Annotated in this window: 16 protein-coding genes; 9 read left to right on the forward strand and 7 right to left on the reverse strand. The window is 74.5% G+C overall.

From position 1 onward, the window contains the following. Nucleotides 1-144: 144 nt before the first annotated feature. Nucleotides 145-1656 (reverse strand): M1 family metallopeptidase, encoded by a 1512-nt coding sequence (locus AB0E83_RS03975; protein WP_362105453.1) that lies wholly within the window; start codon nt 1654-1656, stop codon nt 145-147. A gap of 204 nt (nt 1657-1860) precedes the next feature. Between AB0E83_RS03975 and AB0E83_RS03980 the strand changes: the two genes are divergently transcribed. The 5 genes from AB0E83_RS03980 (at nt 1861) to AB0E83_RS04000 (ending at nt 6580) form a co-directional block, all read left to right on the forward strand. Continuing rightward, nucleotides 1861-3171, forward strand: a complete 1311-nt coding sequence (locus AB0E83_RS03980; protein ID WP_362105456.1) for a M14 family metallocarboxypeptidase — start codon at nt 1861-1863, stop codon at nt 3169-3171. A 116-nt stretch (nt 3172-3287) separates the two neighbouring features. Then, complete coding sequence (locus tag AB0E83_RS03985) at nt 3288-3593, forward strand: hypothetical protein (protein ID WP_362105459.1); 306 nt, start codon at nt 3288-3290, stop codon at nt 3591-3593. Nucleotides 3594-3798: 205 nt separating this feature from the next. After that, complete coding sequence (locus AB0E83_RS03990; RefSeq protein ID WP_362105461.1) at nt 3799-5436, forward strand: ABC-F family ATP-binding cassette domain-containing protein; 1638 nt, start codon at nt 3799-3801, stop codon at nt 5434-5436. Next, nucleotides 5436-6179 (forward strand): 2-phosphosulfolactate phosphatase, encoded by a 744-nt coding sequence (locus tag AB0E83_RS03995; protein WP_362105464.1) that lies wholly within the window; start codon nt 5436-5438, stop codon nt 6177-6179. The genes AB0E83_RS03990 and AB0E83_RS03995 overlap by 1 nt, the downstream gene beginning before the upstream one ends. Then, nucleotides 6176-6580 (forward strand): hypothetical protein, encoded by a 405-nt coding sequence (locus AB0E83_RS04000; RefSeq protein WP_362105467.1) that lies wholly within the window; start codon nt 6176-6178, stop codon nt 6578-6580. The genes AB0E83_RS03995 and AB0E83_RS04000 overlap by 4 nt, the downstream gene beginning before the upstream one ends. A gap of 77 nt (nt 6581-6657) precedes the next feature. Here the strand turns inward: AB0E83_RS04000 and AB0E83_RS04005 are convergent, their stop codons facing one another. Both AB0E83_RS04005 and AB0E83_RS04010 read right to left on the reverse strand, forming a co-directional pair. Beyond that, nucleotides 6658-9024, reverse strand: coding sequence for a Tex family protein (locus AB0E83_RS04005; RefSeq protein ID WP_362105470.1), 2367 nt, complete (start codon nt 9022-9024; stop codon nt 6658-6660). Between the two features lie 108 nt (nt 9025-9132). Then, nucleotides 9133-9999, reverse strand: a complete 867-nt coding sequence (locus AB0E83_RS04010) for a hypothetical protein (protein ID WP_362105473.1) — start codon at nt 9997-9999, stop codon at nt 9133-9135. 118 nt (nt 10000-10117) lie between these two features. Here AB0E83_RS04010 and AB0E83_RS04015 point away from each other — a divergent pair, with 118 nt between their 5' ends. Continuing rightward, nucleotides 10118-11092: a GlxA family transcriptional regulator gene (locus AB0E83_RS04015; protein ID WP_362105476.1), complete on the forward strand. Its 975-nt coding sequence runs from the start codon at nt 10118-10120 to the stop codon at nt 11090-11092. A 14-nt stretch (nt 11093-11106) separates the two neighbouring features. Next, nucleotides 11107-11748 (forward strand): DJ-1/PfpI family protein, encoded by a 642-nt coding sequence (locus tag AB0E83_RS04020; protein ID WP_362105480.1) that lies wholly within the window; start codon nt 11107-11109, stop codon nt 11746-11748. A gap of 3 nt (nt 11749-11751) precedes the next feature. On the opposite strand, the gene AB0E83_RS04025 is transcribed toward AB0E83_RS04020, so the two are convergent. Beyond that, nucleotides 11752-12504 carry an enoyl-CoA hydratase-related protein gene (locus AB0E83_RS04025; protein WP_362105483.1) on the reverse strand — a complete coding sequence of 251 codons (753 nt, stop codon included), beginning with the start codon at nt 12502-12504 and terminating at the stop codon, nt 11752-11754. A 72-nt stretch (nt 12505-12576) separates the two neighbouring features. Here AB0E83_RS04025 and AB0E83_RS04030 point away from each other — a divergent pair, with 72 nt between their 5' ends. Beyond that, nucleotides 12577-13242 (forward strand): DUF308 domain-containing protein, encoded by a 666-nt coding sequence (locus tag AB0E83_RS04030; protein ID WP_362105486.1) that lies wholly within the window; start codon nt 12577-12579, stop codon nt 13240-13242. Nucleotides 13243-13371: 129 nt separating this feature from the next. Further along, nucleotides 13372-13887: an ATP-binding protein gene (locus tag AB0E83_RS04035; protein ID WP_362105489.1), complete on the forward strand. Its 516-nt coding sequence runs from the start codon at nt 13372-13374 to the stop codon at nt 13885-13887. On the opposite strand, the gene idi is transcribed toward AB0E83_RS04035, so the two are convergent. The 3 genes from idi to AB0E83_RS04050 form a co-directional block, all read right to left on the reverse strand. After that, nucleotides 13853-14386 carry an isopentenyl-diphosphate Delta-isomerase gene (gene idi, locus AB0E83_RS04040; RefSeq protein ID WP_106978908.1) on the reverse strand — a complete coding sequence of 178 codons (534 nt, stop codon included), beginning with the start codon at nt 14384-14386 and terminating at the stop codon, nt 13853-13855. The genes AB0E83_RS04035 and idi overlap by 35 nt on opposite strands. Before the next feature lie 247 nt (nt 14387-14633). Continuing rightward, entirely contained in the window at nt 14634-15893 is a 1260-nt protein-coding gene (locus AB0E83_RS04045; RefSeq protein WP_362105492.1) for a bifunctional class I SAM-dependent methyltransferase/N-acetyltransferase, read from the reverse strand. A 219-nt stretch (nt 15894-16112) separates the two neighbouring features. Continuing rightward, complete coding sequence (locus AB0E83_RS04050; protein WP_362105495.1) at nt 16113-17054, reverse strand: cation diffusion facilitator family transporter; 942 nt, start codon at nt 17052-17054, stop codon at nt 16113-16115. Nucleotides 17055-17196: the final 142 nt, after the last annotated feature.

Below are 17196 nucleotides of genomic sequence, written 5' to 3' on the forward strand. Positions count from 1 at the left end.
AAAACTAGATTGCTCCTGTTGTTATTGGTTTTCATACGTGTGCTCTTCCGATATCCCGCCGGTCGCCGGGACCCCCGGCCGGGACGCGGACGAGGCCGCCCGCCGCGTGGGGCGCGGGCGGGCGGCCTTTCCGGTGCGGGCGGCTCAGTGGTCCCGGTGCTCGTGGACCGTGTTCGTCGCCGCGATCTTCTTCCAGGACTTCGGCTGGACCGGCTCCGCCGCGGCCGCCCGGGCGAGGGAGGCCCCGGACGCGGCCGGCGAAGGCCCGGCGGCCGGCTTGGACGGCTGGTACAGCCAGGTGTCGAAGAGCTCCGCCAGCGGCTCGCCGGAGACCTGCTCCGCGTACCGGACGAAGTCCGCGACCCGCGCGTCGCCGTGCGCGAACCGCTGCGGCCAGCCCTTGAGGACCGCGAAGAAGTCCTCGTCGCCGATCTCGTTCCGCAGCGCCTGGAGCGCCAGCGCGCCCCGGTCGTACACGGCGATGTGGAACTGGTTGTCCGGGCCCGGGTCGCCCGGCTTCACCGTCCAGAACGGGTCCTCGGCCGTCCGCGTGGCGTACACGTAGTCCGCCAGCTCCTGGGCCGTGCCCTCGCCCTCCTTCTCCGACCACAGCCACTGGCTGTAGCGGGCGAAGCCCTCGTTGATCCAGATGTCCTTCCAGTCGTGCACCGAGACGCTGTCGCCGTACCACTGGTGGGCCAGCTCGTGCACGACCACCGACACGTTCGAGCCGTTCGCGAACTGGCGCGGGCTGTAGAACGGCCGGGTCTGCGTCTCCAGCGCGTAGCCGCTGGTCACGTTGGGCACGTAGCCGCCGAGCGCGTTGAACGGGTAGGGGCCGAAGATCCCCTCCAGCCACTCCGCGACCTCGGAGGTCCGCTCGATCGAGGCGCGGGCCGCGCCCGCGTTGCCGCCGAGGTCCTTGCTGTACGCGTTGAGGACGGGCAGCCCGTTCGCGGTCGTGTCCGTCGTGATGTCGAACTTCCCGACCGCCAGAGTGGCCAGATAGGTCGCCTGCGGCTTGTCGGAGCGCCAGTTGAAGCGGGTCCAGCCGAGCCGGGAGGACTGCGACTGGAGCACGCCGTTGCTGATCGCCTGGGTGCCGTCGGGCACCGCGACCGACACGTCGAAGGTGGCCTTGTCGCGCGGGTGGTCGTTGGACGGGAACCACCAGGCCGCCGAGTCCGGCTCCTGCGCGGCGACGCCGCCGTCCGGGGTGCGGTGCCAGGCCGACCAGCCGTCGACCTTGAACTCGGACGGCTTGCCCGCGTAGCGGACGACCACCGTGACCCGCTTGTTCTTCGGCAGCGGCACGGCCGGGGTGATCTCCAGCTCGTGCGCCCCGGTGGCGGTGAACCGCGCGAGCCGGCCGTCGACCCGCACCTCGCTCGCCCGCAGCCCCAGGTCCAGGTTGAACCGGGAGAGGTTCTGCGTGGTCGTGGCCAGGAGCGTCGCCGTGCCCTCCAGGAGGTCCGTCGCCGGCTGGTACCTCAGGCGCAGGTCGTAGTGGGAGACGTCGTAGCCGCCGTTGCCGCTGGCGGGGTAGTAGGAGTCGCCGATGCCCGGCGCGCCCGGGACGTAGTCGGCCGCCGATGCCGGGATCGCCAGCAGCAGAGAGGCCGCGAGGGCGCTCGGAACGATGATTCTGCGGTGCACGGGTGCTCCCCAAGTCGTAGGAAACGCGAGACGCGCGGGTGGGCGTCGGTCCTTGTTCCGGACCCTATGAAGCACGCGACGGAGCGTCACGTAAAGGGCGCCTCCCGTCACACGATCGCCATTCGGCCGACACGAACCCCCGGTTCACCCGTTTCCCCCACGCGGTCTTCCGTCCCCCCGGACCCGCCGAGTACGTTCCGCCCCATGCCGATGCGACCGCGTGCCGCACGCCGCGCCCTGGCCCTCGCCGCCGGGACCGCCGTGCTCGGACTGCCCCTCGTCACCTCCCCGGCGAAGGCCGCCGCCCCCGGCGGTCCGCCCGCCCCGCCCCGGACCGGCTTCGAGACGAGCGGCGGCGCGCGCTGGACGAGCGGGGCGGAGGAGCGGGACTTCCTCGCCGCCGTCGACCGGCGGAGCGACCGGGTCACGGTCACCGTCCTCGGCACCACCGCGCAGGGCCGGCCGCTGCGGCTCGCCGCCCTCGGGCCCGCGCGCGGCGCCACCACCGTCCTGCTCGTCTGCGGCCAGCACGGCGACGAACCGGCCGGCCGCGAGGCATGCCTCACCACCGTCCGCGACCTCGCCCTCGCCGAGGACCCCGCGACGCGGCAGCTCCTCGCCCGCACCACCGTCCTCGTCGTGCCCGACGCCAACCCCGACGGGCGCGAGGCCGGCACCCGCGGCAACGCCGCCGGCGTCGACGTCAACCGCGACCACCTCGCGCTGCGCACCGCCGAGGCCCGCGCCCTCGCCGCCGTCCTCCGCGACCGGCGGCCCGACCTCGTCCACGACCTCCACGAGTACGGCGCCACCCCCGGCTACTACGACAAGGACCTGCTCACCCTCTGGCCGCGCAGCCTCGACGCCGACCCCCGCGTCCGCGCCGAGTCCCGCGCCCTCTCCGAGGAGTACGTCCGCCCCGGCGCAGCCGTCGCCGGACGCACCCACGGCGTCTACGGCATCTGGACCGACCCCCTCACCGGGCGGCCGGTCAAGCAGGTCGCCGGCGACGGCCAGGAACGCATCCTGCGCAACACGGCCGGGATCAAGCACGCGGCCGCCCTGCTCGCCGAGACCCGCGAGGACCCGCTCGGCGAGGCGGAGGAGCGCGACCCGGCGCTCGCCCGGCAGCGCCGCGTCGCCACCCACCTCACCGCGCTGGGGGACGTCTTCCGGTACGTCTCCGAGCGCCGCGGCCGGCTCACCGCCGCCACCTCCGCCGCCCGGCTCGCCGGCCTCGCCGACCGGGGCCCCGTCCACCTCGGCGGCGCCGACAACGACCCGCCCGAGCCGGGCGAGACGATCGCCGACCCGCCCTGCGGCTACCGCCTCGACCCCGCCCAGTACGCCGAGGCCGGCGACGAACTCGCCCTGCACGGCGTGTCGGTGAGGCCGGAACCCGGCGGCGGCGCGTACGTGCCGCTCCGCCAGTCGCAGCGGCTCCTCGTCCCGCTGCTGCTCGACGGGCGAGCGGCCCATCACCTCGTCAGTGGGCGTCCTGTGGAGGAGTGTTGACGATCGGGTGGATACGGCGGGTCGTGTCCGATCGGTCCCCCCGGGGCGCGTAAAGTTACCCGCCGGTACTGACCATGCCTCAAACGGGCCCACAAGGCCCGGAGTTGGAGAACCACATGCACCACGCGACGCCCGCGCGCCGCATCCTGCCCGCCCTGCTCGCCACGACGCTGCTCGCCGGGGGCGTGCTGCTCGGACAGACCGCGGCCGCCCCGACGGCCGAGGCGGAGGTCAGCGGCACCTGTCACCCGGAGCAGCTGCGGCGCCAGGCCCACGTCGAGCGCAACCGCGCCGCCGAGCTCAAGCGCCTCGGCGCCCGCGAGGAGGCCCGCCGCGCCTCCGCCCGCGCCGACGCCCTGGAGCGCCGCGCCAAGCAGTGCGAGCGCTCCGACGAGATCGTGAGCCCGCCGTTCGGCAGGTGATCCCACCCGCCGGGCGATCCCGCCCGGGCGGTGACAGGACCCCTGGCACCCGCCCCGGCCGGCACCCTCGAAGGCCCCCGTCCCACCGGACGGGGGCCTTCGTCCGCCCGCCGCGCCCACCCCCGCGCCCGCCCCCCGCCCCGGCTCCCGGGCCCGGCACCGGAGCCGGTCCGCCCTCCGCCGCCCACGTAGGATGCGTGGTCTGATGACTGCCACCCTCGTCGCCAAGGACCTCGCCGCCGGCCACGGCGAGCGCACCCTCTTCGCCGGCCTCGACCTCGTCGTCGCCCCCGGCGACGTCATCGGCCTCGTCGGCGTCAACGGCGCCGGCAAGTCCAGCCTGCTGCGGCTGCTCGCCGGCCTCGACACCCCGGAGGGCGGCGAGGTCCGCCTCTCCCCGCCGACCGCCACCGTCGGGCACCTGCCGCAGGAGCCCGAGCGGCGCGAGGGCGAGACCGTCCGCGCGTTCCTGGCCCGCCGCACCGGCGTCGCCGCCGCCCAGGCCGCCATGGACGAGGCCACCCAGGGCCTCGTCGACGGCACCCCCGGCGCCGACGACGCGTACGCCACCACCCTGGAGCGCTGGCTCGACCTCGGCGGCGCCGACCTCGACGAGCGCGCCGAGGAGGTCACCGCCTCCCTCGGCCTCACCGTCGGCCTCGACCAGCCGATGACCGGCCTCTCCGGCGGTCAGGCCGCCCGCGCCGGCCTCGCCTCCCTCCTCCTCTCCCGCTACGACGTCTTCCTCCTCGACGAGCCGACCAACGACCTCGACCTGGACGGCCTGGAGCGCCTGGAGACCTTCGTGAAGGGCCTGCGGGCCGGCACCGTCGTCGTCAGCCACGACCGCGAGTTCCTCACCCGCACCGTCACCAAGGTCCTCGAACTCGACCTCGCCCAGCAGCGGATCACCCTCTACGGCGGCGGCTACGACGCCTACCTGGAGGAGCGGGCCACCGCCCGCCGGCACGCCCGCGAGGAGTACGAGGAGTACGCCGACAAGAAGTCCGCCCTGGAGAGCCGCGCGCTCATGCAGCGCAACTGGATGGACAAGGGCGTCCGCAACGCCCGCCGCAAGGCGACCGACAACGACAAGATCGGCCGCAAGCTGCGCGGCGAGGCCAGCGAGAAGCAGGCCGCCAAGGCCCGCCAGACCCAGCGCATGATCGAACGCCTGGACGTCGTCGAGGAGCCCCGCAAGGAGTGGGAGCTGCGGATGGAGATCGCCGCCGCGCCCCGCTCCGGCGCCGTCGTCGCCACCCTGCGCGACGCCGGGGTCCGCCGCGGCGACTTCTCCTTCGGACCGGCCTCGCTCCAGATCGACTGGGCCGACCGGGTCGCCGTCACCGGGGCCAACGGCGCCGGCAAGTCCACCCTGCTCGCCGCCCTCCTCGGCCGCCTCCCGCTCGACTCCGGCCACGCCGCGCTCGGCCCCGGCGTCGTCGTCGGCGAGGTCGACCAGGCCCGGAAGCTCTTCCACGGCACCGAGACGCTCCTCGACGCCTTCTGCGCCGCCGTCCCCGACACCGAACCGGCCGACGTACGCACCCTGCTCGCCAAGTTCGGCCTCAAGGCCGACCACGTGCTGCGCCCCGCCACCACCCTCTCCCCGGGCGAACGGACCCGCGCCGCGCTCGCCCTCCTCCAGGGCAAGGGGGTCAACCTGCTCGTCCTCGACGAGCCGACGAACCACCTCGACCTGCCCGCCATCGAGCAGCTGGAGTCCGCCCTCGACTCCTACGAGGGCACCCTCCTGCTGGTGACCCACGACCGCCGGATGCTCGACGCCGTCCGCGTCAACCGCCGCGTCGAGGTCGCCGACGGCAAGGTCACCGAGCTCTGATGGGCGTCGCCTTCGGCTGGGGCCCCGCCGAGGCGCGGGCCCTCTCCGGCCGGGCCGCGTGCGTGGTCGTCGTCGACGTGCTGTCGTTCACGACGACCGTCGGCGTCGCCGTCGAGGGCGGCACGGCCGTCCACCCGTACCGGTGGCGGGACGCCACGGCCGCCGCGTACGCCCGCGAGCACGACGCCGTCCTCGCCGTCGGCCGGAGCGAGGCCACCGGCGCCCACCCGTGGTCGCTCTCCCCGGCCGCCCTGCGCGCCGCGCCCCCGCCCTGGCCCGACCGGCTGGTCCTGCCGTCCCCGAACGGCTCCGCGATCAGCGCGGAGGCCGCGGCGGGCGGCGCGATCGTGATCGCCGCCTCGCTGCGCAACCGCACGGCCGTCGCCGACCGGATCCTCCGGGAAGGGTACGGCTCCGAGGCGCGCCCCCTCGCCGTGATCGCCTCCGGCGAGCGGTGGCCGGACGGCTCGCTCCGCCCCGCCCTGGAGGACCACCTGGGGGCCGGCGCGGTCCTCGACGCCCTGCGCGCCCTCGCGCCGGGGCTCCACCTGACCCCGGAGGCGACCGCGGCGGCCACGCTGTGGGCGGCCACGGAGGACCCGGTCGCCGCCTTGCACGGCTGCGACTCGGGCCGTGAACTGTACGCGTACGGCTGTCCCCGGGACGTGGAGGTGGCCGCCGAACTCGACGCGTCGACCGCCGTCCCCGTCCTCGTGGACGGCGCATTCCAGGAGGCACCATGACCGACGACAGCGTGACCCGGCTCCTCGCGATGCTGGACGACCTCGACGCGGACGTCGACGCCACGATCGACCTCGCCGACGAGATCGCCGCCGGCGGCGACCGGGCGCTGCTGCCGCGCCTGGAGTCCGAACTGGACCGGGCCGTCGCCGAGCGCAACGGCTACGCCCGCGAACTCCTCGGCGGCGTGATCGCCGCCCTCGGCGGCCCGACGACCCTGCCGGTCCTGGTCCGTGCCTCGGCGGTCGACCTCGGCGACGACCAGGACGGCCTGGCCACGGAGATCGTCGACCTGGTCCAGGACGACCCGAAGACGGCCGAGCGCGTCCTGCGCCCCCTCGCCGAGGACGACGACCTCGCCGTCGCCAACCGGGCCGACTGGGCGCTGCGCTTCCTGCCGTAGCCGTAGCCGTAGCCGTAGCCGCGGCCGTCCGGGGCCCGGCGGAGCGGCGACACCGCTCCGCCGGGCCCCGTCCCGCGTCAGCGGCGCTTGCCGCCGCCCTCGCCGAGCAGGCCCGCCTTGCGGAGGGCGTCCGCCATCGCGCTGTTCGCGGGCGCGGCGGCCTGGCCGCGCGACTGCCCCTGGCCCTGACCGCGCGACTGGCCGCGGTTCTGCCCCTGCCGCTGCTGGGGCGGGCGCCCGCCGCGCTCGCGCCGGGGCGCGGCCTCCTGCGCGCCGGCCTCGTCGTCCAGCCGCAGCGTCAGCGAGATCCGCTTCCGCGGGATGTCGACGTCGAGCACCTTCACCTTCACCACGTCCCCCGGCTTCACCACGTCGCGCGGGTCCTTGACGAAGGTCTTCGACATGGCCGAGACGTGCACGAGCCCGTCCTGGTGCACGCCGACGTCCACGAACGCCCCGAACGCCGCCACGTTGGTGACGACGCCCTCCAGGACCATCCCCGGCGCCAGGTCGCCGATCTTCTCGACGCCCTCCTTGAAGGTGGCGGTCCGGAACGCGGGCCGCGGGTCCCGGCCCGGCTTCTCCAGCTCGCGCAGGATGTCGGTGACGGTCGGCAGGCCGAAGGTCTCGTCCACGAAGTCGGCCGGACGCAGCGACCGCAGCGTCCCCGTGTCGCCGATCAGCGCGGCGACCTCGCCGCCGGTGGCCTTCGCCATCCGCCGCACCACCGGGTACGCCTCCGGGTGCACCGCCGACGCGTCCAGCGGGTCGTCGCCGCCGCGGATCCGCAGGAAGCCCGCGCACTGCTCGTACGCCTTCGGGCCGAGCCTGGCCACGTCCTTCAGCGCCTTGCGGGAGCGGAAGGGGCCGTTGGCGTCGCGGTGCGCCACGATGTTCTCGGCGAGACCGGAGCTGATCCCGGAGACCCGCGAGAGCAGCGGCGCGGAGGCGGTGTTGACGTCCACGCCGACGCCGTTCACACAGTCCTCGACGACCGCGTCGAGCGAGCGGGAGAGCTTCGCCTCGGCGAGGTCGTGCTGGTACTGGCCGACGCCGATCGACTTCGGGTCGATCTTCACCAGCTCGGCCAGCGGGTCCTGGAGGCGGCGGGCGATCGACACCGCGCCGCGCAACGACACGTCCAGGCCGGGGAGTTCCTGCGAGGCGAAGGCGGAGGCCGAGTAGACCGAGGCGCCGGCCTCCGAGACCATCACCTTCGTCAGGTTCAACTCGGGGTGCCTGGCGAGGAGTTCACCGGCGAGCTTGTCGGTCTCGCGGGAGGCCGTGCCGTTGCCGATGGCGACCAGCTCGACCGCGTGCTCCTTGGCGAGCCGCGCCAGCTTCGCCAGCGCCTCGTCCCACTTGTTGGCCGGGACGTGCGGGTGGATCGTGTCGGTGGCGACGACCTTGCCGGTCGCGTCCACCACCGCCACCTTCACGCCGGTGCGGAAGCCGGGGTCGAGGCCCAGCGTCGCCCGGGTGCCCGCCGGTGCGGCGAGCAGCAGGTCCCGCAGGTTCGCCGCGAAGACCCGGACGGCCTCGTCCTCGGCGGCCGTCCGCAGCCGCAGCCGCAGGTCGATCCCCAGGTGCACGAGGATCCGGGTGCGCCAGGCCCAGCGGACCGTGTCCTGGAGCCACTTGTCGCCGGGCCGCCCCCGGTCGGCGATGCCGAAGCGGCTCGCCACGATCGGCTCGTACGACGAGGGGCCGTCGGTGGGCTCCTCCGGCTCCAGGTCGAGGCTGAGGACGTCCTCCTTCTCGCCGCGGAGCATCGCGAGGATCCGGTGCGAGGGCAGCTCGGTGAAGGGCTCGGCGAAGTCGAAGTAGTCGGCGAACTTCGCGCCGTCCTGCTCCTTGCCCTCCCGCACCTTCGCGGCGAGCCGGCCCCGGCTCCACATCCGCTCGCGCAGCTCGCCGATGAGGTCGGCGTCCTCGGAGAACTTCTCGGTGAGGATCGCCCGCGCGCCCTCCAGGGCGGCCGCGGCGTCCGCGACGCCCTTGTCCGCGTCGACGAAGGCGGCCGCGGCGGCGGCCGGCTCCACCGACGGGTCGGCGAGCAGCCCCTCCGCCAGCGGTCCGAGCCCGGCCTCGCGGGCGATCTGCGCCTTGGTGCGCCGCTTCGGCTTGAACGGCAGGTAGATGTCCTCCAGGCGCGCCTTGGTGTCGGCGGCCAGGATCCGGGCCTCCAGCTCCTCCGTGAGCTTGCCCTGCTCGCGCACGGAGTCGAGGACCGCGGTCCGCCGGTCCTCCAGCTCCCGCAGGTACCGCAGCCGCTCCTCCAGGGTGCGCAGCTGCGCGTCGTCGAGCATCTCGGTCGCTTCCTTGCGGTAGCGCGCGATGAACGGCACGGTGGAGCCGCCGTCGAGCAGCTCGACGGCCGCCCTCACCTGTCGCTCGCGTACGCCGAGCTCCTCGGCGATCCTTGCTTCGATGGACGTCGTCACGGTGTCCCGACTCGCCTTCTCGTGCCTGCTGCTTGCGACAGCATTCTGCCGGGTCGGTCACCCGTACGCGGCAACCGACCCGTCCGCGCGCGCCGGGCCGCCCCCGGCTCAGCCCTTGCCGACGAGGTCGGCGGGGAAGGCGCCCGCGCCCGCGGCGGTGATCAGGAAACCCCGGCCCAGCTCGGTGAGCCGCTCGACGCCGGCCGCGCCCAGGTGCTCGTACGGGGCGGCGTCCAGCCGGTCGGTCATCTCCTCCAGCTCCTCCCGCACCCGGACGCCGCTCTCCGTCAGCTCGCCGTCCGCGTCGAGGAGCCCGCGCCCGCGCAGCCGGTCCCGGGCGGCCTCCCAGTCGGCGCGGCCCCAGCCCCGGGTGCCGAGGACCCAGCGCGGCGCCATGCCCTTGCCGGTGGCGGTGTGCGAGACCAGCGCCTCGACCGGGTCGAGGCCGACGGAGAGCAGGGCCGCCAGGTGGCCGTCGCCGCGGTGCTCGCGCAGCAGGGTCGCCGCGTGCCAGTAGGCGAGGTGCGGCTCCTCGGGGACCGGCAGGTCGGCGTTGGCCGAGTAGAGCGGGCGGGCGTGCCGGGCGCACGCCTCGCTCGCCCGCAGGGCGAGCACGGCGGCCTCGGCCATCTCGGGGGAGGTGACCGTCTCCTCGCCGAGCAGCCGGCGCAGGGTGGCGTCGACGGTCCGCAGCCGGGCGTCGAGGACCGCGGCGGGGGAGGCGGTCCCCCAGGCGGCGGGCAGGTGCCGGGCCAGCAGCTCCCACTTGTAGTTGTAGAAGGTCGCGGCGACCGTGCCCGCGCCGACGGCGCCGAGCGGGGCGCTGCGCGCGGCGAGCCGCATGGCAGTGGCGTCGGTGAAGCCGAGCGCGCCGAACTCCCGGTCCAGGTCGGGGGAGAAGTACAGCGTGGAGTGGAGGGGGTTGAGGGCGTTGTGGCAGCGGCGTCCGGCCCGCGGCGGCAGCGAAGTCGTCATGGCACCAGAACCTAACCGACTGCTTGGTACGGAGGAAACGCCCCCTCCGCTTCCGGTGGCGGAAAAGGTGGGGTCGTCGTCCTTGCGGCCGTCCCGCCCGGCCCCGAAGGATGGAGCCATGACCCAGCGACCCGTCCTCGTGGTCCTCTTCGACGGCGTGCAGAGCCTCGACGTCACCGGCCCCGTCGAGGTCTTCCACGGCGCCGCCTGGGCCTCCGGCGCCACGGAGGACCCGTACCCGATCCGTACCGCCTCCCTGGACGGCGGACCGGTCCGCACCGGCAGCGGCCTGCGGATCCTGCCCGACGCCTCCCTGGCGGAGGCCGTCGCCGACGGCCCGCCGCACACCCTCGTCGTCCCCGGCGGCGAGGGCACCCGGGGCGCCGACCCGGCCCTCGTCGACTGGCTGCGCGCGCACGGCCCGCGCGCCGAGCGGCTGGTCTCGGTCTGCACCGGGGCGCTGCGGCTGGCCGAGGCGGGGCTCCTCGACGGGCACCGGGCCACCACCCACTGGATGGCCTGCGAGCACCTCGCCCGCCGCCACCCCGGGATCGAGGTCGACCCCGATCCGATCTTCGTCCGGGACGGCCGGATCGCCACCTCCGCCGGGGTCACCGCCGGCATCGACCTGGCCCTCGCCCTGGTGGAGGAGGACCTGGGCCGCGAGGCGGCCCTCACCATCGCCCGGATGCTCGTCGTCTTCCTCCGGCGGCCGGGCAACCAGGCCCAGTTCAGCGTCCAGCTCGCCGCCCAGACCGCGCGCCGCGAACCGCTGCGCGACGTCCAGGCGTGGATCGCCGAGCACCCGGACGGGGACCTGTCGGTGGACCGGCTCGCCGCCCGCGCCCGGCTCTCGCCCCGCCACTTCGCCCGCGCCTTCCGCGCCGAGACCGGGGTCACCCCGGGCCGTTACGTCGACCGGATCCGCCTCGAACACGCCCGCAGGCTCCTGGAGGAGACCTCGCGCGGGGTCGAGGAGGTCTCCCGCGCCGCCGGCTACGGCACCCCCGAGGCGATGCGCCGCGCCTTCGTGAAGGCGCTCGGCACCGCCCCGGCCGACTACCGCCGCCGTTTCCACGCACCCGTCAGCTGAAAGGGATCGCCACCGTGCAGATCGCCGTCCTGCTCTACGAGGGCTTCACCACGCTCGACGCCGTCGGACCGTACGAGCTCCTCGCCCGGCTCCCCGGCGCGGAGACCGTCTTCGTCGCCAAGGAGCCCGGCCCGGTCCGCAACGACCAGGGCAGCCTCGCCCTCGTCGCCGACGGGTCCCTCGCCGAGGTCCCGCGTCCCGACATCGTCCTCGTCCCCGGCGGCCCGGAGACCCGGCGGGCGATGCACGACCCGGAGATCCGGGAGTGGCTCCGCACCGCCGACGCCACCAGCACCTGGACCACCTCGGTCTGCACCGGCGCGCTGCTCCTCGGCGCCGCCGGACTGCTCGCCGGCCGCCGGGCGGCCACCCACTGGCTGGCCCACGACGAGCTGCGCGAGCTGGGCGTGGAGCCCGCCGGCGAGCGGGTCGTGTTCGACGGCAAGTACGTGACGGCCGCCGGCGTCTCCTCCGGCATCGACATGGCCCTGCACCTGCTCGGCCGGATCGCCGGCGACGACGCCGCCATGACCGTCCAGCTGCTCACCGAGTACGACCCCCAGCCCCCGTACGACGCCGGCTCGCCGCTCAAGGCCCCCGCCCACCTGGTGGAGCGGTGGCGCGGCGGGCGGACCGGGGACCTCGCCCGGGGCTGAGCCTCAGAGCCCGTACGTGAAGCGGGGCGCCCGGCGCTCCAGGAAGGCGGCGACGCCCTCGGCGGTGTCGCCGCTGCCGCGCGCCTGCGCGGCCCAGTGCGCGTCCCGGTCGAGGCGCCCGTCGGCGAACTCCTTGGCCGCCGCCTGGGTGAGCAGCGAGCGGGAGGCGAGGATCCGGCAGAACTCCTCGACCCGCTTCGCCAGCCCCTCCGCCGGGTGCACCTCGTCCACGAAGCCGGTCCGCAGGGCCCGTTCGGCGTCGATCAGTTCGCCGGAGAAGAGCAGGTACTTGGCGGTGGCCGGGCCCACCAGGGCGGCCAGCCGCCGGGTGGAGGAGGACGGGTAGACGATCCCGAGCTTCGCCGGGGTGATCCCGAACCGCGCGCCCTCCGCAGCGAACCGCAGGTCGCAGGCGCCGGCGAGCTGGCTGCCGCCGCCGACGCAGTAGCCGCGGACGGCCGCGAGGGTCGGCTTGGGGAAGGCGGCGAGCGCCTCCTCGGCGCGGACCGCCAGCGCCTGCTGCTCGTCACCCGGTTCGCGCAGCGTCGCGATGTCGGCGCCGGCGCAGAAGGTGTCCCCGGCGCCGGTCAGCACCAGCACCCGGACGGCCGGGTCGGCGGCGAGGCGGTCGAGGACGCCGGGCAGCGACCGCCACATGCCGGCCGTCATCGCGTTGCGCTTGGCGGGGTTGCTGATGACGAGGGTGGCGATCCCGTCCGTGACGCCGTCGACGAGCCGGGGCTCCGTGGTCTCCATGGGCCGGATGCTATCCACCGGTGCCGAACGTACGATCAGGAAGGGGTCGTCAGGCGGCCGTGAGGAGGCACGATGGCCAGGAGGACCGGGGACGACGGCCTCGACCCCGTCGAGGAGATGACCCGTGAGGGGAAGCGGCTCGGCAGGAGCTTCGGCTGGCTGGCCGCGCTCGGCGTGATCCTCGTGATCTGCGGCGTGGTCGGCCTGATCTACACCGGCGTCGCCACGCTGACCTCGATGTGGCTCTTCGGCTGGCTGCTGCTGATCGGCGGTCTGGTGGGCCTCCTCCAGGCCTTCCAGTCGAGGGGCACCAGCTACTTCTGGCTGGCGGCGGTGGTCGCGGCGGTGAACCTCGCGGCCGGCTGCGTGGTCCTCCGTCACCCGGAGGGCTCCGCCGAGGCGCTGACCATGTTCGCCGCCCTGCTCTTCCTCACCGGCGGCGTCTTCCGGCTGGTCGGCAGCGTGGTGGTGCGCGGCCCGCAGTTCGGCTGGACGCTGCTCCAGGGCGCCTTCGGGCTGCTCCTGGGCCTCCTCGTGCTCTTCGACTGGCCGGACAGCAGCCGGTACGTCCTCGGCTTCTTCTTCTCCCTGGCGCTGCTCTTCGACGGCCTCGGGCTGATCGCCATCGGCGTGGGCGGCCGGCGCATCGTCGGCCTGGTCACCCCGAAGCCGGAACCGGCCACGGGGACACCTCCGGCGACCCCTCCAGAAAACGCACAGGATCAGTCGAACAACTGATGTAGGCATACGCCACCGATCAGAGGTGGTCGATAGGTGTCGACTTCTGGTCAGTAGGTCGGGAGACCCCTCCGGATTGCCAAGACTCGAAGCGTGGCGAGAATCGAGCACGAGGGTGGGAACCGGACCATGGAGACCCGCGGAGGTGTCCCCGCCCGGCCACCGTCCTACGAAGGAGTCTGGCGCTTCACCGCTCCCGCGGTCGACGTCTCCGTCCCCCAGGCCCGGCACGCGGTACGCGACCTGCTGGCCCGTCAGGGAGTTCCGGTCCACGAGGACATCCGGCACGGGCTGCTGCTGATCGTCTCCGAGCTGGTCACCAACGCCGTGCGGCACGCGGCGCTGCTCTCCCCGGAGATAGCGGTCGAGGTGGCGATCGGGCCGGAGTGGGTGCGGGTGTCCGTCGAGGACAACCACCCCTACCGGCCCAAGGCGCTGGAGGCGGACTACGGCCAGACCGGCGGCCGGGGACTGCTCCTGGTGAAGGAGATCGCCCTGGAGGCCGGCGGCGCCTGCGACGTCGAGCACACCGCCGGCGGCGGAAAGATCATCTGGGCGGCGCTGCCCCTGGCCCCGATGGCACCGGGGCCGGGGGCGGCGGACGGCCGGGTCACCAGCCCCCGGCAGGACCCGTCAGTTCCCTGATCGCCGGCCGCGCCGCGTCGAGCACCGTCATGAACCAGGCGGAGAACGGCGCGGCCGCGTGCCGCTCGGCCAGCTCGGCCGGGGTGACGAAGGCGTACTCCCCGATCTCCTCCGGGTCCGGCCGCGGCGTGGCCTGCACCAGACCGACGAAGAGGTGGTTGAACTCCTGCTCCACCAGGCCCGAGGCCGGGTCCGGGTGGTTGTAGCGGACCGTGCCGGCCTCGCCCATCAGCGTGGGGGAGACGCCCAGCTCCTCGAAGGTGCGCCGGGCGGCCGCCGCGAAGGGCGCCTCACCCGGGTAGGGGTGCCCGCAGCAGGTGTTCGACCAGACGCCGGGGGAGTGGTACTTGCCGAGCGCCCGGCGCTGGAGCAGCAGCCGGCCCTCCTCGTCGAAGAGGAAGACCGAGAAGGCGCGGTGCAGCTGACCGGGCGCCTGGTGGGCGGCGAGCTTCTCCGCCGTACCGATGGTGTTCCCGGCCTCGTCGACCAGCTCCAGCATGATCGGCTCCGGGGTGGCGGACGGCTCCGCGCCGTTCGACGAGAGCTTCGGCGCAAGCCCCGGCGCGATCCCGGCCGTGGCGCCCTGTGTGGTCGGCATACCCATCCTTCGCTTCGGTCTGGCCCCTTGGGCCACCCCAGTCTGCCGTACAAAACCGGCTTGTCCGCACTTCGGCGGCCGGAGCCCGCCGCTCCCACCGCACCGGAGTACACCGGCGGGCGGAAGCGGCGGGACCGTCAGGAGCGGGTCAGACCCCGAAAGCCGCCGGATAGGCGATCGTGCCCGCCGGAACCGGCCCGGAATCGTCCAGGACGAGCGCCATCATCGCCTCGTCCGGAACCTCGAAACCTGGCCGGATTCCATACTCGGACGCCCGTACGAAGCCGAACCGGGGGTAGTACTCCGGATGGCCCAGCACGAGCACGAGCCGCTCGCCGGCGAGCCGCGCCGCGTCGAGCGCCGCCCGCACGACGGCCTGCCCGGCCCCGGTCCGCTGGTGCTCCGGCGCCACCGAGACCGGCGCGAGCGCCGCCGCCGGCACCCCGTCCACCCGGCACCGGGTGATCAGCGCGTGCGCCGCGACCGAACCGTCCGGCGCCTCCGCCACCACCGAGAGCCCGGGCAGCCAGGCCCCCGGGTCGGCGCGCAGGGCGTCGACCAGCTCGGCCTCGGCCGGCGACCCGAAGGCCGCCGCGGTCACCTCCCGTACGGCCGCGCGGTCGGCCTCCCGCTCCGGCCGGGTGGGCCAGCGGGGGCCGGCCGGGCGGAGCACGAGGCCCGCGTAGCCGTAGTCGCCGCCGTGGGCGCGGCGGAGCGCGATCTCGGCGCGGGCGGCCGCCACGGCCCCGGCCATCCCCGGCACCGAGGTGTCGGCGGCGTCGGCGTGCGCGGCCAGCGGGACGTAGTACTCGTCCCAGTCGCCGTCGGGCTGGGTGAAGGTGCCGAGGACGTGGTACCCGGCCCCCGCCGCGACGGCGGAGAGCTCCGCGACCGTACGGAGCGGATAGTGCTCGTCCCAGAAGGCGCGGGCCTCCGGGGCGGGCGCGTCGGTGGTCCACACGCACTCGGTGAGGACCAGGGTGCCCCCGGGGGCGAGGAGCCGGCGCCACTCGGCGAGCGCCCGGTCGAAGCCGATCACGAAGACCGAGCTCTCGGCCCAGACCAGGTCGAAGGAGCCGTCGGGGAAGGGCAGCGCGCCCATGTCGCCCCGTACGGCGCGGACCGATCCGTCGAGACCGCGCCCGGCGGCGGCCGCGCGCAGTTCGTCGAGGAACGGCTCGTGGGTGTCGACGGCCGTCACCTCGGCGCGCGCCTCGGCGGCCAGGAGCAGCGCGGAGCGGCCGGGGCCGCAGCCCAGGTCGAGCACGCGCGGCCGCTCGGGGAGTGGCCCCGCCAGCGCGAGGAGGCGACGGGTGGTGGCGTCGGAACCGGGACCCTGCCGCGGAAGACCGTGGTGCAGGGCGAAGAAGGCGTCGTGGGACGCGGAGGAGGAAGCGTTGTCGGACAACGTGGAAACCCTTGTCGAGTGAAAGGGCCCCGGCCGACGACGTGACGGACCGGTGGAAGGACCGGGATCAGGTCAGCCGGAGACCCGGGAGCCGAAGCTGGACCGGGAGCGGCCGCGCGCGGCGGCCTCCATCGCGACGGTCATCAACCTCAGCTCCTCTCCACCACGCGTTCGTACGACGAGCTTAACAGCCGGCCCCCGGAGGCCGGGGGCGGCGCGTCACAGGCAGAGCTTGGCCTCGTGCGCGGCGTGCCCGGCCGGCTCCAGCTGGAAGGTGCAGTGCTCCACGTCGAAGTGGTCGCCCAGGCAGCCCTGGAGGTCGTGGAGCATCTTCTCGTGGCCCACCGAGTCCAGCGCCCCGGCGTCCACCACCACGTGCGCGGAGAGGACCGGCATCCCGGAGGTGATCGTCCAGGCGTGCAGGTCGTGCACGTCCTCGACGCCCGGCAGGGCCAGGAGGTGCGCCCGCACCTCCCCCATGTCCACGCCCTTGGGCGCCGCCTCCAGGAGCACGTCCAGGGTCTCCCGCAGCAGCTTCACCGTGCGCGGCACGATCATCAGGCCGATGACCAGGGAGGCGATCGGGTCGGCGTACTGCCAGCCGGTCAGCAGGATGATCCCGGCGGCGACGATCACCGTCACCGAGCCCAGCGCGTCGGCCATCACCTCCAGATAGGCGCCGCGGACGTTGAGGCTCTCCTTCTGGCCGCGCATGAGCAGCGACAGCGACACGACGTTGGCCACCAGGCCGACCACGGCGAAGGCGATGGCGAGCCCGCCCTTGGTCTCGGCCGGCTCCATGAACCGCTGGACCGCCTCGTAGAGCACGTACCCGCCGACCCCGAGCAGCAGCAGACAGTTGGCGAGCGCCGCCAGGATCTCCGCCCGGGCGAAGCCGAAGGTGCGGTTCCCGGACGGCGGCCGGTTGGCGAAGTGGATCGCGAGGAGCGCCATCGCCAGGCCGATCGCGTCGGTCGCCATGTGCGCCGCGTCGGCGATCAGCGCGAGCGAGTCGGCGACCAGACCGCCGACGATCTCGATCACCATCACGGAGAGCGTGATCCCGAGCGCGATCCGCAACCGGGCGCGGTACGCGGCACCCGCGGTGCCGGCCGGCGGCGTCCCCCCGTGGCTGTGCCCGTGGTCGTGTCCAGCCCCCATGACGTGGCCTCCCAAGTCCTGTGTCGACGGTGCCCCGGGTCGCCAGTGAACTACGGGTGGGGGGTATGTGCAACACGGTACTGAACACCGTTGTCATTGCTCTGACCTGCGACGATGCCGATCCGGCCGCCATTCGTGCGAT

Source organism: Streptomyces sp. NPDC035033, assembly GCF_040636735.1.
Classification (GTDB): domain Bacteria; phylum Actinomycetota; class Actinomycetes; order Streptomycetales; family Streptomycetaceae; genus Streptomyces.

What these genes read in the sequence shown, in the direction of transcription:
- AB0E83_RS03980 (WP_362105456.1), top strand. Translation starts at nt 1,861, where the DNA reads ATGCCGATGCGACCGCGTGCCGCACGCCGCGCCCTGGCCCTCGCCGCC.
- AB0E83_RS03985 (WP_362105459.1), top strand. Translation starts at nt 3,288, where the DNA reads ATGCACCACGCGACGCCCGCGCGCCGCATCCTGCCCGCCCTGCTCGCC.
- AB0E83_RS03990 (WP_362105461.1), top strand. Translation starts at nt 3,799, where the DNA reads ATGACTGCCACCCTCGTCGCCAAGGACCTCGCCGCCGGCCACGGCGAG.
- AB0E83_RS03995 (WP_362105464.1), top strand. Translation starts at nt 5,436, where the DNA reads ATGGGCGTCGCCTTCGGCTGGGGCCCCGCCGAGGCGCGGGCCCTCTCC.
- AB0E83_RS04000 (WP_362105467.1), top strand. Translation starts at nt 6,176, where the DNA reads ATGACCGACGACAGCGTGACCCGGCTCCTCGCGATGCTGGACGACCTC.
- AB0E83_RS04010 (WP_362105473.1), bottom strand. Translation starts at nt 9,999, where the DNA reads ATGACGACTTCGCTGCCGCCGCGGGCCGGACGCCGCTGCCACAACGCC.
- AB0E83_RS04015 (WP_362105476.1), top strand. Translation starts at nt 10,118, where the DNA reads ATGACCCAGCGACCCGTCCTCGTGGTCCTCTTCGACGGCGTGCAGAGC.
- AB0E83_RS04025 (WP_362105483.1), bottom strand. Translation starts at nt 12,504, where the DNA reads ATGGAGACCACGGAGCCCCGGCTCGTCGACGGCGTCACGGACGGGATC.
- AB0E83_RS04030 (WP_362105486.1), top strand. Translation starts at nt 12,577, where the DNA reads ATGGCCAGGAGGACCGGGGACGACGGCCTCGACCCCGTCGAGGAGATG.
- AB0E83_RS04035 (WP_362105489.1), top strand. Translation starts at nt 13,372, where the DNA reads ATGGAGACCCGCGGAGGTGTCCCCGCCCGGCCACCGTCCTACGAAGGA.
- idi (WP_106978908.1), bottom strand. Translation starts at nt 14,386, where the DNA reads ATGCTGGAGCTGGTCGACGAGGCCGGGAACACCATCGGTACGGCGGAG.
- AB0E83_RS04050 (WP_362105495.1), bottom strand. Translation starts at nt 17,054, where the DNA reads ATGGGGGCTGGACACGACCACGGGCACAGCCACGGGGGGACGCCGCCG.